Source organism: Mannheimia massilioguelmaensis, from assembly GCF_000940515.1.
GTDB lineage: Bacteria > Pseudomonadota > Gammaproteobacteria > Enterobacterales > Pasteurellaceae > Basfia > Basfia bettyae.
In genome coordinates, this window is the sequence record NZ_CDQL01000004.1 from 92,400 (window position 1) to 106,890 (window position 14,491).

General features: G+C 36.4%; 14 protein-coding genes. 4 read left to right on the forward strand and 10 right to left on the reverse strand.

The genetic code is table 11. The features are described from left to right. Positions 1 to 65 precede the first annotated feature (65 nt). The gene (locus BN1226_RS01760; RefSeq protein ID WP_044469726.1) at positions 66 to 1,910 is read left to right on the forward strand and encodes an ABC transporter ATP-binding protein; all 1,845 of its coding nucleotides are present in this window, start codon (positions 66 to 68) and stop codon (positions 1,908 to 1,910) included. Positions 1,911 to 2,005: 95 nt separating this feature from the next. On the opposite strand, the gene BN1226_RS01765 is transcribed toward BN1226_RS01760, so the two are convergent. The 5 genes from BN1226_RS01765 to hinT form a co-directional block, all read right to left on the reverse strand. Next, on the reverse strand, positions 2,006 to 2,566 hold the full coding sequence (locus tag BN1226_RS01765) for an LOG family protein (protein WP_044469727.1): 561 nt from the start codon (positions 2,564 to 2,566) through the stop codon (positions 2,006 to 2,008). A 7-nt stretch (positions 2,567 to 2,573) separates the two neighbouring features. Then, entirely contained in the window at positions 2,574 to 3,743 is a 1,170-nt protein-coding gene (gene rlmC / locus BN1226_RS01770; RefSeq protein WP_044469728.1) for a 23S rRNA (uracil(747)-C(5))-methyltransferase RlmC, read from the reverse strand. Between the two features lie 155 nt (positions 3,744 to 3,898). Beyond that, positions 3,899 to 4,945 carry a beta-N-acetylhexosaminidase gene (gene nagZ / locus BN1226_RS01775; protein ID WP_044469729.1) on the reverse strand — a complete coding sequence of 349 codons (1,047 nt, stop codon included), beginning with the start codon at positions 4,943 to 4,945 and terminating at the stop codon, positions 3,899 to 3,901. Between the two features lie 48 nt (positions 4,946 to 4,993). Next, positions 4,994 to 5,350: a DUF1425 domain-containing protein gene (locus tag BN1226_RS01780; RefSeq protein ID WP_044469730.1), complete on the reverse strand. Its 357-nt coding sequence runs from the start codon at positions 5,348 to 5,350 to the stop codon at positions 4,994 to 4,996. 9 nt (positions 5,351 to 5,359) lie between these two features. Next, positions 5,360 to 5,710: a purine nucleoside phosphoramidase gene (gene hinT / locus BN1226_RS01785; protein ID WP_044469731.1), complete on the reverse strand. Its 351-nt coding sequence runs from the start codon at positions 5,708 to 5,710 to the stop codon at positions 5,360 to 5,362. Positions 5,711 to 6,034: 324 nt separating this feature from the next. Here hinT and focA point away from each other — a divergent pair, with 324 nt between their 5' ends. The 3 genes from focA (at position 6,035) to pflA (ending at position 10,231) form a co-directional block, all read left to right on the forward strand. Continuing rightward, positions 6,035 to 6,886 carry a formate transporter FocA gene (focA, locus tag BN1226_RS01790; RefSeq protein WP_044469732.1) on the forward strand — a complete coding sequence of 284 codons (852 nt, stop codon included), beginning with the start codon at positions 6,035 to 6,037 and terminating at the stop codon, positions 6,884 to 6,886. A gap of 92 nt (positions 6,887 to 6,978) precedes the next feature. Continuing rightward, a complete protein-coding gene (gene pflB / locus BN1226_RS01795) occupies positions 6,979 to 9,291 on the forward strand; it encodes a formate C-acetyltransferase (protein ID WP_005758374.1) in 2,313 nt (770 codons plus the stop codon). Positions 9,292 to 9,487: 196 nt separating this feature from the next. After that, positions 9,488 to 10,231, forward strand: coding sequence for a pyruvate formate lyase 1-activating protein (pflA, locus tag BN1226_RS01800; protein WP_044469733.1), 744 nt, complete (start codon positions 9,488 to 9,490; stop codon positions 10,229 to 10,231). A gap of 27 nt (positions 10,232 to 10,258) precedes the next feature. Here the strand turns inward: pflA and tadA are convergent, their stop codons facing one another. From tadA to rppH, 5 genes are all read right to left on the reverse strand, one after another. Beyond that, positions 10,259 to 10,780 carry a tRNA adenosine(34) deaminase TadA gene (tadA, locus tag BN1226_RS01805; protein ID WP_077064980.1) on the reverse strand — a complete coding sequence of 174 codons (522 nt, stop codon included), beginning with the start codon at positions 10,778 to 10,780 and terminating at the stop codon, positions 10,259 to 10,261. Positions 10,781 to 10,856: 76 nt separating this feature from the next. Next, on the reverse strand, positions 10,857 to 11,708 hold the full coding sequence (locus BN1226_RS01810; RefSeq protein ID WP_005758568.1) for a thymidylate synthase: 852 nt from the start codon (positions 11,706 to 11,708) through the stop codon (positions 10,857 to 10,859). Between the two features lie 25 nt (positions 11,709 to 11,733). Further along, positions 11,734 to 12,534 (reverse strand): prolipoprotein diacylglyceryl transferase, encoded by an 801-nt coding sequence (gene lgt, locus BN1226_RS01815; protein WP_044469735.1) that lies wholly within the window; start codon positions 12,532 to 12,534, stop codon positions 11,734 to 11,736. Positions 12,535 to 12,553: 19 nt separating this feature from the next. Continuing rightward, positions 12,554 to 13,357, reverse strand: coding sequence for a sulfite exporter TauE/SafE family protein (locus BN1226_RS01820; protein ID WP_044469736.1), 804 nt, complete (start codon positions 13,355 to 13,357; stop codon positions 12,554 to 12,556). Between the two features lies 1 nt (position 13,358). Continuing rightward, positions 13,359 to 13,949, reverse strand: coding sequence for an RNA pyrophosphohydrolase (gene rppH, locus BN1226_RS01825; protein ID WP_044469737.1), 591 nt, complete (start codon positions 13,947 to 13,949; stop codon positions 13,359 to 13,361). Between the last annotated feature and the right edge of the window lie 542 nt (positions 13,950 to 14,491).

A 14,491-nucleotide genomic window follows, 5' to 3' on the forward strand; every position in this document is an offset into this window, starting at 1 on the left:
TTTATCCAATAAGAAAAAAAGCGTATAATGCACAGCCTTTGTGTAAGTTAGGAAATGAGAAAATAATGTTCAATAAAATCTTTTCGTGGTTTGAAAATAGACTAGATGCCTATCCACAACAAACACCAGAAACCCCAGCAAAAGGGCTATTTAAATTTATCTGGTCAAGTTTAGAGGGAATGAAAAAATGGATCCTGCTACTCGCAGTATTAACGGTAGGAACGGGTGTAATGGAGGCGCTATTATTCCAATTTATGGGAGTATTAGTTGACTGGCTTGGTCATTATAATCCACTCACCTTATGGCAAGAGAAAGGAACATTATTATCGGCTATGGGAGGCTTACTCGTTTTTAGCGTTCTTTGGTCATTTCTCGCTTCGGCTGTTCGTTTGCAAACCTTGCAAGGTGTATTTCCTATGCGCTTACGCTGGAATTTCCACCGTTTAATGCTTGGACAAAGTCTTAGTTTCTATCAAGATGAATTCGCAGGCCGAGTTTCTGCCAAAGTCATGCAAACCGCTTTAGCGGTACGTGATACAGTGCTCACACTCGCTGATATGATGGTTTATGTGCTGGTCTATTTTATTAGTTCTGGTGTGGTATTGGTTGCCTTAGATAGCTGGTTCCTGGTGCCTTTCATTCTATGGATTATTATTTTTATCACTATTTTACGTGTACTCATTCCTAAACTATCAAAAACCGCAGAACGTCAGGCAGATGCTCGTTCATTAATGACCGGTCGTATTACCGATGCCTATTCGAATATCACAACGGTTAAATTATTTTCTCATGGCGCACGTGAGGCTGCTTATGCAAAAAGTTCAATGGAAGAATTTATGCTAACAGTTCATGCGCAAATGCGTTTAGCGACCTCACTAGATACTTTAACTTATGCCGCTAATGTATTTTTAACATTAACAACCGCCATTTTAGGTGTGGTGTTATGGCAACAGGGGGCTGTCGGGGTTGGTGCGATTGCGACTGCGGTAGCCATGGCATTACGGGTGAATGGATTATCTCGTTGGATTATGTGGGAGTCTGCACGTTTATTTGAAAATATTGGTACGGTAAATGATGGTATGACAACTTTATCAAAACCTCGTACTATCGTGGATAAACCTAATGCACCTGCATTAAAGGTAACTAAAGGTGAAATTCGTTTTGATAATATTAATTTCTATTATGATGCCTCAAAGCCATTACTGAATAACTTTAATTTAGTGATTAAACCTGGTGAAAAAGTGGGTTTAATAGGCCGTTCAGGAGCCGGTAAATCAACTATTGTGAACTTATTATTACGTTTCTATGAACCGCAAAATGGTGTGATTACTATAGATGGACAAAACGTATTAGATGTTCAACAAGAAAGTTTACGTCGTCAGATTGGCTTAGTTACACAAGATACTTCATTATTACACCGTTCAGTGCGTGATAATATTATTTATGGTCGTCCTGAGGCTACAGAGGCAGAAATGATTAATGCAGCAAAACGTGCCGAAGCAGCAGATTTTATTCCTTACTTAAGTGATGCTCAAGGTCGCCATGGTTATGATGCACATGTGGGTGAACGAGGTGTCAAATTATCTGGTGGTCAACGTCAACGAATTGCTATTGCTCGTGTAATGTTAAAAGATGCGCCAATTTTATTATTAGATGAAGCAACAAGTGCCTTAGATTCAGAAGTTGAAGCTGCAATCCAAGAGAGCCTTGATAAGATGATGGAAAATAAAACTGTTATTGCCATTGCACATCGTTTATCAACAATTGCTGCGATGGATCGTCTAATTGTATTAGATAAAGGTCAAATTATTGAACAAGGTACTCATGCAGAATTACTAGAAAAGAATGGGTTATATGCCAAATTGTGGCAGCACCAAAGTGGTGGTTTCTTAACTGAGCATGTAGAATAGTAGTAAAAGTGCGGTAGAAATTTTAAAAATTTTCACCGCACTTTTTATTTCAAAGTAAGTTTGGTTATGTTATGGCTCTATTGTCCCTTAAATAATTATTCAGGGTGAAATTCAGGTGGTTGATAATGGTCAATAAAGTCTTGAATTTCTGTTAAGTCCGCAGAAAATAGAACTAAATCTCTATCTGCTTGGGATAAAAATCCTGTGTTTACCATGTCATCAAAGAAATGTTTAAGTGGTGTATAATAATTGTCGGCATTGTAAAAAATACAAGGATTTGGATTTTGCCCAATGCGAGCCCAAGAAACCATTTCACTAATTTCTTCTAATGTCCCTAAACCACCAGGAAGCGCAATATAAGCCTCTCCTAATTCAAACATTTTCATTTTACGTGCTGGCATATTTTCTACCGTAAGCATTTCTGTGAGACCAGTATGAGCTTTTTCTTTTGTTTTCAAAAAGCGAGGAATTACGCCAATTACCTGTCCACCATGCTGTAATACAGTATCTGCGATAATCCCCATTAAACCTTTTTTTGCTCCACCATAGACAAGTGTATGGTGGTTTTCAGCAATCCATTTAGCTAATTGAATGGTGGTTTCTTGATGTTTGGGATTGGTGCTATTGTTTGCTCCACAATAAACAGTAATTTTCATAAATATCCTAATATTTTCTAGTTAATAAGGTGAGTACTTCATAATGCGATGTGTGTGGAAACATGTCGAATAATTGAATTTTTTGCATTTGGTAATGAGTCAGTTCGGTTAAGTCTTTACCCATAGTCACTGCATTACAACTTGAGTAAAGAATAAACGGAGGTTGCATTTCATTGAGAAATTGTGCCAAAGCCTTACCAATACCTCGACGTGGTGGATTGACTATTACCAAATCAGGTTTGCTTTGCTCTTTATCCAAGGCAAAATTGGCAGCATCAAGGGACTTAAAATTTACCTTGTTTAGACCGCACTTTTGCGCAGATAAGGTGGCTGAATAGATAGCTGAAGGAGATATTTCAATACCTGTGAGCTCAATGTCAGGACGGGTTACCGATAAAGCTTTAGCACAATGTAAACCAAAACCTCCAACGCCACAGAATAAATCCCATAATTTAGCAATGGGTAAATCTTTTATCCATTGTTGTGCGGTGCCATATAATCCTTCTGCCACCTGTGGGTTAGTTTGAAAAAAACCTTGTGGACGAATAAATAAAGGAATCTGATTAAATTGTTCTTCTAATACTTGTTGCTCCGTAAAAAAGATTTCTTTTTCACCTTCTAAAATTGCTGCAGGTTGCGGTTGGATATTGGCAGTAATGACCTTTAATTGAGGTAATTTGGCTATTAAGCCAGTAATTTCTCGCTCAATTAATGGAATTTTTGTTTCAGAACGTAGCACAAAACGTAACATTACGTCACCTGAATAACAACTTTCTGTGAGTAGGATATATTTGAGTTCGCCTTTTTGTTTTTGAATATTGTAAGGCACCAATCCTGCCCGACCAATAAAGTCTTTTAAGATAGGAAACAGTGAGGCAAAACTTTTTGGATAAAGCTCACAATCAATCAGCTCCACGGCACTTTGTGGATCGCTTGGATCCTTCAAAATACCTAGAATCGGACGCTCAACAGCACCGCTTACCACCATTTTAGCTTTATTACGAAAGTTTGCTTGTGCGGATTGAAAAGGGCTTATCCACTGTAGTGTTGATTGGTCAAGGTGCTCGAGTTGAGATTTTAGATGGGCAAGCTTTTCTATCAGTTGATCGGAATAGTTTTTCTCGATCCACTGACAGGAGGTACATTGCTGATTTTGGAAATGTAGGCAGTTAAGCATTTATCTATTCGTTATTTGTTGGGCAATCAATATTGAGTTTGTAGTTATTTTTAGCTAGTTAGCATTTTTACCAAAATTTTGTCATTGGTTGTGGTCAAATAAAATTGTCTAGAACTTTTAAGTTGCTTAGCTTTCAAAGGCAAACTTAAACATATTTAGGCCTTTGCATCTAACCAACGTTGTTGCAATATCGATAGTTTTTTATTATTTTCGAGCCATCGGCTTGTCTTTATTAATTCATTCCAGCTGAAAGATTTCTTTTTAAATAAAGAGGTTAAGCGTTGTTGGCGTGCTTCAAAGTGCGGTTGATTTTCAGAAAATTTTAATCCATCAAGCACCTGAATGACTCCTTCAGGCTCATTACAAAGTAATAATAAATCACAGCCTGCGGTAAGTGCTTTTTCACTACGTGCAACAAAATCGCCCATGAAATTTGCCCCTTTCATACCTAAATCATCGGAGAAAATTGCACCTTGAAAGCCAAGTTGTTTACGTAAAACTTCTTGTAACCAATATCGTGAACCACTAGCAGGTTGGCTATCACATTGGCTATAAATTACATGAGCGGGCATAACTGCATCTAATTTATTTTGTGCAATGAGTTGTTTGAATGGTTGAATGTCTCGTTCAAAAATGACTTTACTTGGACGTTTATCATAAGGTGTTTCTAAATGGCTATCGGCTAAAACATGTCCATGACCAGGAAAATGTTTACCCGTGGTTGCCATGCCCGCTAAATGCATTCCATCAATAAAGGCAGAGGCTAAGGGAATGACAGTTTCTATCTCTGAATTGAAACTACGATCTCCAATGGCTTGACATTCATGCCCGAGATCTAAAACTGGTGCAAAACTGAGATCAATATCTAAAGCTGCCATTTCCGCAGCCATTAGCCAGCCCGCTTCTTTCGCAGTTTCAAGTTGTAATTCTGGATCTTCAATCATTGCCGCAAAAGCTTGCATAGCAGGAAGTTGAGTAAAACCATTGCGGAAACGTTGTACACGGCCGCCTTCTTGGTCAACCGTAATCAGCAAAGGTTTTTTTACACGTTGGCGAATATCTTTAATCAGTGCCTGAATTTGTTCACGATCGTAAAAATTACGTGTAAATAAAATTAATCCTGCGACTAAAGGGTGTTCTAGTAATTCAATTTCTTCTTGTTGTAATTCTTGACCTTTAAGGTCCATGAGTAACGTTGACATATAAACCTAATAAAATAATAGACAAATAGGATGTCTAAGCACAAGACATTAATTCATATGGATATATAAGCGATAGTTTACACTTTCAGGTGTCGGTCTGCTAAGGTTTATTTCTGATTTTTGTAAGGGTTGTAGCAGCAGTGAGGCACGATATTTATCTTGTTGTGGACTAAATACCTGAGTCACCCCGTTTTGATCATACCAATATAAGCTGTAGTACACATTAATCGGTTGATTGGTCTTGTTTTTTACCCAAGCTGAATTTTGGCTAACGCTAGCTTCTATATAAGAATTAGCATCAGCCGTAATATTCAAAATAGGTTTTTGGCTATGAGTTAAACTTGGTTTTTGTATTGAACAAGCTGCTAACAATAAGTTAACAGCGACTAATATAAACTTTTTCATATGATTTACTTACTTAGCAACAAGGGGCCCTAAAGGTTCGCCACCTAATAAGTGCATATGAATATGGAAGACTTCTTGGCCAGCATGTTTATTGCAATTAACAATGAGACGATAACCATCTTCAGCAATGCCTTCTTGTTGAGCAATTTTCGCTGCGACTGTAAATAAATGACCTAATGCAAGTTCATCTTCTGTCGTCACATCATTTACGGTAGCAATGAGTTTATTAGGAATAATTAAAACATGTGTTTTTGCTTGTGGTGAAATATCACGAAATGCAGTGACTAATTCATCTTGATAAAGGATATTTGCAGGAATTTCTTTACGAATAATTTTGCTAAAAATGGTTTCTTCTGACATTTTTTATTCCCTATATTTTTTTGAAAAATTTACCGCACTTTTTATCAGAAATTAGACAAAATAGCAATTTATCAACTTAAATTAAAAGATGTTAAATTCTGGACTTTTTGATCATTCCTATGAATATGACTCTTTGGGGTTAACTTTGATTTAAGTCAACTTTTTTTTAAAAGAGAGACCTAGATCACATAAATAACTATTATATAGTATATGAATTTCTTATAATTCAGCCACTGACAATTTACTTTTAGTCTGCAGTATTTTTCTAGCTAATCAAATTAGCTTAATTAATTTGGATCAGGGTATTATTCGAGGAAATGAAAAATGAAAACAGAAGATCTTAAATCTACTTGTATAGCCTCACCTACCGAAATCGCTGTGACAGGTCGAGACGTTGGCGCTTATAAAGCAACTAAAAAACAATATTATTCTTTTCTATCGGCAATTTCATCAGGTATGTTTATTGCTCTCGCATTTGTATTTTATACAACTACACAAACAGGCGGTGGTGGCTCTCCTTGGGGACTGACTAAACTGGTGGGAGGATTAGTATTCTCTCTGGGTGTTATTATGGTTGTTGTTTGTGGTTGTGAACTCTTTACTTCGTCGACCTTATCAATTATTGCTCGTGTTGACGGAAAAATATCTACTTATGAAATGTTACGTAACTGGATTGTTGTCTATTTTGGTAACTTTGTTGGCGGATTATTTATTGTGGCATTAATTTGGTTTTCAGGTCAAATTATGGCAGACAATGGACAATGGGGCTTAACTATTTTAAAAACTGCTCAACATAAGGTAGAGCATACTTGGATTGAGGCATTCTGTTTAGGTATTCTTTGTAATATTATGGTATGTATAGCTGTCTGGATGGCTTATGCAGGTAAGACGTTAACAGATAAAGCGTTTATTATGATTTTACCTATTGCCTTGTTTGTTGCCTCTGGTTTTGAACACTGTGTTGCAAATATGTTTATGATTCCAATGGGAATGCTCATTGCACATGCGGGTTCTCCAGAGTTTTGGCAAACAATTGGATTAAATCCTGAACAATTTGCAAATTTGGATGTCTATCATCTTATAGTTAAAAATTTAATTCCAGTGACTTTAGGTAATATTGTCGGAGGGGCGATTTGCATAGGTTTAATGCAATGGTATACCAGTCGTCCACATTAATTAGGGAATAAGGACGCTGACTTATTCATACGTCGGCGTTCTTATAAGATTTCAATGTTTTATCAATACTAAACAATAAGGAAGTATGAACAATGGTTGAATTAACTGAAGCTCAAAAAAAAGCATGGGAAGGATTTGTTCCTGGTGAATGGCAAAATGGTGTAAATCTTCGTGATTTTATCCAAAAGAACTATACACCATATGAAGGTGACGAATCATTTTTAGCTGATGCAACTCCAGCAACACTTGAGTTATGGAATAATGTGATGGAAGGCATTAAAGTTGAAAATAAAACTCATGCTCCTTTAGATTTTGACGAATATACACCATCAACTATTACTTCTCATAAGCCAGGTTATATCAATAAAGATTTAGAAAAAATTGTTGGTCTACAAACTGATGCTCCATTAAAACGCGCAATTATGCCATATGGTGGTATTAAAATGATCAAAGGCTCATGTGAAGTCTATGGTCGTAAATTAGATCCTCAAATTGAATTTATTTTTACTGAATATCGTAAAACCCACAACCAAGGTGTATTTGATGTATATACACCAGATATTTTACGTTGCCGTAAATCAGGTGTGTTAACAGGTTTACCAGATGCTTATGGTCGTGGTCGTATTATCGGTGATTATCGTCGTTTAGCTGTATATGGTATTGACTATTTGATGGCTGATAAAAAAGCACAATTTACTTCATTACAAGCTCGCTTAGAAGCTGGTGAAGATATTCAAGCCACAATTCAATTACGTGAAGAAATTGCTGAACAACACAGAGCTTTAGGCAAAATTAAAGAAATGGCAGCCTCTTACGGTTATGATATTTCTGGACCAGCAACCAATGCTCAAGAAGCTATCCAATGGACATATTTTGCATATTTAGCTGCAGTTAAATCACAAAATGGTGCAGCAATGTCATTCGGTCGTACATCTACATTCTTAGATATTTATATCGAACGTGACTTAAAACGTGGTTTAATCACTGAACAACAAGCACAAGAGTTAATGGATCATTTAGTAATGAAATTACGTATGGTTCGTTTCTTACGTACTCCTGAATACGATCAATTATTCTCAGGCGACCCAATGTGGGCAACTGAAACATTAGCAGGTATGGGATTAGATGGTCGTCCATTAGTCACTAAAAATAGCTTCCGTGTATTACATACTTTATACACAATGGGCACTTCTCCAGAACCAAACTTAACAATTCTTTGGTCTGAACAATTACCAGAAGCATTCAAACGTTACTGTGCTAAAGTATCTATTGATACTTCATCTGTTCAATATGAAAACGATGATTTAATGCGTCCAGATTTCAACAACGATGATTATGCAATTGCATGTTGTGTATCTCCAATGGTTGTTGGTAAACAAATGCAATTCTTCGGTGCTCGTGCAAACTTAGCGAAAACTATGCTATATGCAATTAACGGTGGTATCGATGAAAAGAATGGTATGCAAGTTGGTCCTAAAACAGCTCCAATTACATCAGATGTGTTAGATTTCAATGAAGTTATGACACGTATGGATAGCTTCATGGACTGGTTAGCAACACAATATGTGACAGCATTAAATATTATTCACTTTATGCATGATAAATATGCTTATGAAGCAGCATTAATGGCATTCCATGATCGTGATGTATTCCGCACAATGGCTTGTGGTATTGCTGGTCTTTCAGTTGCTGCTGACTCATTATCAGCAATTAAATATGCAAAAGTTAAACCAATTCGTGGCGATATCAAAGATAAAGATGGCAACGTAGTTGCTTCAAATGTCGCTATTGACTTTGAAATCGAAGGTGAATATCCACAATTTGGTAACAATGATCCACGTGTAGATGACTTAGCTGTTGATTTAGTTGAACGTTTTATGAAAAAAGTTCAAAAACACAAAACTTATCGCAATGCGACTCCTACACAATCTGTTCTTACTATCACCTCTAATGTGGTATATGGTAAGAAAACAGGTAATACTCCAGATGGTCGTCGTGCTGGTGCACCATTCGGCCCAGGTGCTAACCCAATGCACGGTCGTGACCAAAAAGGTGCTGTTGCTTCACTTACTTCTGTGGCTAAACTTCCATTTGCTTATGCAAAAGATGGTATTTCATATACTTTCTCAATCGTACCAAATGCATTAGGTAAAGATGATGAAGCACAACGTCGTAATTTAGCGGGCTTAATGGATGGTTATTTCCATCATGAAGCAACAGTTGAAGGTGGTCAACACTTAAATGTTAATGTTCTTAACCGTGAAATGTTATTAGACGCAATGGAACACCCAGAAAAATATCCACAATTAACAATTCGTGTATCTGGTTATGCTGTTCGTTTTAACTCATTAACCAAAGAACAACAACAAGATGTTATTACTCGTACCTTTACACAATCAATGTAATTACGTAGATAATATATAATCTATAAATAAAAAAATTCCGCTTTGAATAGGCGGAATTTTTTATATCTGAAATATTGATAATAGATTTATTGTTATTATATTGACTACATGCAATAAGTTTTTAACCTGAAAAAAACAGATTTTTTTGTTATAATCCTGCAAGCTATCAACAATTCAATGATTTAAGGACATGCATATGTCAGTTTTAGGAAGATTTCACTCATATGAAACCTGTGGTACAGTTGATGGTCCGGGTATTCGTTTTATTTTATTTTTACAAGGTTGTTTGATGCGTTGTAAATACTGCCATAATAGAGATACGTGGGACTTGCATGGTGGTAAAGAAATTTCAGTAGAAGATTTAATGAAAGAAGTGGTGACTTATCGCCATTTTATGAATGCTTCTGGTGGTGGTGTCACTGCTTCTGGTGGGGAAGCAATTTTACAAGCTGAATTTGTAAGAGACTGGTTTAGAGCTTGCCATGAGGTGGGTATTCATACTTGCTTAGATACTAATGGTTTCGTTCGTCATCATGATCATATTATTGATGAATTAATTGATGAAACCGATCTAGTTATGCTAGATCTTAAAGAAATGAATGAACGAATTCATGAAAGCCTAATTGGTGTACCGAATAAACGTGTGCTCGACTTTGCCAAATATCTTGCTGAACGTAATAAACGTACTTGGATACGTCATGTTGTTGTGCCAGGATATACGGATAATGATGACGATATCCATATGTTAGGCTACTTTATTAAAGATATGCAGAATATTGAGAAAGTAGAGCTATTGCCTTACCATCGCTTAGGTGCACATAAATGGGAAGTGCTTGGTGACAAATATGAATTGGAAGATGTAAAACCACCAACAAAAGAGCTTATGGAACATGTGAAAGGTATTCTTGAAGGATACGGATTAAAAAATGTAAAATATTAAAAGAAAACCATCATTATGATGGTTTTCTTATGGGCTATTTTCAGTGGAAAGTGCGGTATTTTTTTGGTGTTTTTTCTGTTCTCGGCGTTTTTTAAAAAAAGCACTTAGTTTTTGACTACATTTTTCCTCTAAAATACCACCAGTCACTTCAATCACATGATTCATTTTGTAATCATCAAAAAAATGAAATCTAGATCCTACAGCTCCTGTTTTATAGTCAGCAGCACCAAAAACCAAACGCTTAATTCGGCTATGTAGAATAGCACCTGCACACATCGTACAAGGTTCTAGAGTGACATATAGGGTGGTATTAAGTAGACGATAATTTTGTCGCTTTTGCCCAGCATTACGTAATGCAATAATTTCTGCATGGGCAGTAGGATCAGAATTAACGATAGATAAATTCCAGCCTTCACCAATAATTTTACCTTGTTCATCCACTAATACTGCACCAACAGGGATTTCGCCCAATGCTTCTGCTTTATCCGCTAAGGAAAGCGCATGAGCCATCATATATTCATCAAAAGCCTGTTGTTCACTAATCGTCATTATTGTCATAAGCAAAGTATAAGGAGAAAAGTGCGGTAGAAATTTTGAAAAAGCTTACCGCACTTTATAAGCTGAGTTATACAGAAAATGGATATTTAATCGCATCATGGCATTGATAGCCGATGACCTTAAAATCATCCATCGTTACCCAAGTTTCAAGATCTTCAAGAGATTTAATATCTGGATTAATTTCCAATTTAGGAGATGGGAATGGCTCACGTTTTAATTGTACATCACGCATTAATTCAAGTTGGTCTTCATAAATATGCGCATTTACAATTTTATGGTAAGCCATACCAGCTTTCTTTCCTGTAATTTGAGCCATCAGTGCTAGAAAAGTAAACACTTGAATTTGATTGAAATTCAACCCTAGTGGTACGTCACAAGAACGTTGATAACTGGTTAAATATAAAGTATCACCAAGCAATGAAAAGGTATGATTGTACATACAAGGGCGTAGGCAACCGAGATCAAATTCACCAGGGTTAAAAAAAGTTAGAATCTCACCACGATCATCTACACCTCGGCTTAAATTATTGACAATTTTACGTAGTTGATCAATGGTTTCGCCATTGGGTTTACGCCATGCTCGACCTTGCACACCATAGACGCGGCCCATGTCATCGGTCCCTTTACGGTGTGGGTTAGCTAGCCAAGCTTGATTTTCATTGGCATTTGCATCCCAGGTTTTCGCACCGAGTTTACGAAAATCTGCGGCATTATCATAACCTCGAATATAACCCAGAAACTCTGCGATAGCCGCTTTCCAATAACTTTTACGAGTAGTAATAATTGGAAACTGATTATTGGCAACATCATAGTTTAAATCAGCATTAATAATGGTTAAGCAACGTTTTCCTGTACGGTTATTTTGAACCCAAGTGCCTTGCTCAATAATCCGTTGGCATAAATCTAAATATTGACGCATATATCTTTCCCAAAATTTTTGTTTTTTATACCGCAGTTTTACGACGGTAGGCTATAGCGATAAATAATGCACCAAGAATAATCATTGGTGTTGATAGAATTTGTCCCATTGAGATATGTTGACCAAAATATAATCCTAGTTGTACATCAGGTTCACGGAAGAATTCTACAATGAATCGGAATAGTCCATAGCATAATAAGAATAAGCCAGATACTGAGCCTATTGGGCGAGGTTTTCTAATAAACCAATTTAAGATACAGAATAATACTATGCCTTCTAAGAAAAATTCGTAGAGTTGTGAAGGGTGGCGTGGTAAGTAGCCACCTGATGGGAATAGGACTGCCCAAGGTACGTCGGTGACTCTTCCCCAAAGTTCATCATTGATAAAATTGCCAATGCGTCCCATTCCCAGACCGAATGGAATGAGAGGAGCAATAAAATCAGCTACAGCCCAAAAATAACGTTTTTGTAATTTGCAGGTGATCAGCATGGAAATAATTACCCCAATTAAACCACCGTGAAATGACATGCCGCCTTCCCAAACTCGGAAGAGGTACATTGGATCTCTGAGGAATAGATCCCATTGATAAAATAATACATAGCCAATTCGTCCACCAAGGAACACGCCAGCGAAACCATTGAATAATAAATTATCAATTTGTTCAATTGTCCAGCCACTATTCGGTTGATTGGCTCGGCGAACAGCAAGCCAACGGGCGAACATAAAACCAATCAAATACATTAAACCATACCAGCGCAAGCTGATAGGGCCAATGGAAAAAATAATGGGATCAATTTGGGGGAAAGTTAAAAACTGGTTTTCCATAAATTTCCTTATTAAAGAATTATCCTAAAATCATCTTGATTGCCATAAGAATCAAGAAAACAGCAAAATAGGTTTTGAGTTTAGTAACAGGTAGCTTATTGGCAACTTCAGCACCAAGCTTTGAGGTAAAGAATGAAGTCACCATAATACCTAACACAGCAGGTAAATAAATATAACCTAATGACCAATTAGGCATACCTTCTGTTGCCCAACCTCCGATCATGAAACTAAACATCCCTGCACAACCTAAAAAAGCACCACAAAATGATGATGAACCAATAGCTTTTTTCATCTCAATGCCATGAGAATTAAGAAAAGGAACAATGAAGCTTCCACCGCCAATCCCCGCAGCACTTGAGGCAATACCAATACCAATCCCACCGAGAATCGTTTTTTGTGGTGTTAATGGTGTAATAGCAGTATTTTCAGATTTTTTCTGACGAATAGATAACACCATTTTTATGGCTAAATAGACCACTAAGAGTGCAAATAGTTTACTGGAAATATCTTTTGGTAATTTGCCGATAAATAAGCCAGAAATAAAAATGGCAATGACTGCGCTAGGTGCAAGATATTTAACAGTTTCCCATACCACATTCCCCATTTTATTATGACGATAAGCAGATGATAAGCTAGTGAAAATAATTGTCGCAAAAGAGGTACCTAATGCGGTTGCCATTAATTTTTCATCAGGTACGCCAACCATGGGCAATAAATAGAGGAGTGTAGGCACAATCACTAATCCTCCACCGATACCAAAAATACCTGCTAAAAAGCCAACAATAGTACCGACAAGTAATGTAATAATGAAAAAAGTTAGCATATTAGCCTCTGAATTTACGTTTTTTATCTTGAGTTCGATAAGGATGTTGAGCTTTTTTTACAGTATGATTTTTCTTTTTTTCATCAATAGCTGATAAAAGTACATTACTGGTTTTATTTGGATCAAAAAGGAATGTTGCGAATTCTTTCATCGCTTTGCGATACACATCACGTTTGAAAGAGATCACTTGCCGAACTGGATACCAAAAGCTTACCCAACGCCATCCATCAAATTCAGGAGAAGGGGTACAATTCATATTAATATTTTTTTCGTTACTTATTAACTGTACAAGAAACCAGCGTTGTTTTTGTCCAATACACATTGGTTTACTATCATATCGCAACAAACGTTTTGGCAATTTATAGCGTAGCCATTGTTTGGATACATAGAGTACTTTGACATCTCTACGAGTTAATCCAACTTCTTCATACAATTCACGAAACATTGCTTGTTCTGGTGTTTCGCCATCATTGATGCCACCTTGTGGATACTGCCATGAATTTTGTCCGTACCTCTTGGCCCACATAACTTGTCCCTTGTTGTTACAAATGACAATGCCAACATTAGGACGGTAGCCATCGAAATCGATCACTATCGCTCACCTTAAATAAATGTTTTATATATTCTGATAACCCTAAATTGTTTCATAATCTGAGGTATTACTCAATCATTATCCACAGAAATCACAAATAAAGTGCGGTGATAATAGAAAAAATTTTAGTAAAGCAGCCCATAAGCAAGTTATCCACATTTCCACAAGATGTGAATAATTTAGTGGATAATCACTGAATAAGTAGCAAAAAAGATTTTTTTCTCACAAAGATCTTTTTATATTACAAAAACCTAAAAAAGATCTTTATCAATAGTGGTATTTTTTAATCTTCTGCCTCTTGACAAAAAACAAAGCAAATTTCAAGGGTAAGTTATCCACATGAGATGAAAAAAATAAACCCGAGGTTTGGTGAAATTTATAGCGGTTTTTAGCCATTTGTGAGTTATTCAGATTTTCTGTGGATAAGATTGTGGTTGAATTTGCTAATAACTTTTGAATGTGATTTAGTAAACTTTAGTTATCTCTTTTAAAATCTAAAAAACTATTTTAAATCAATGTGATATGTATACAGTAAGATGGAT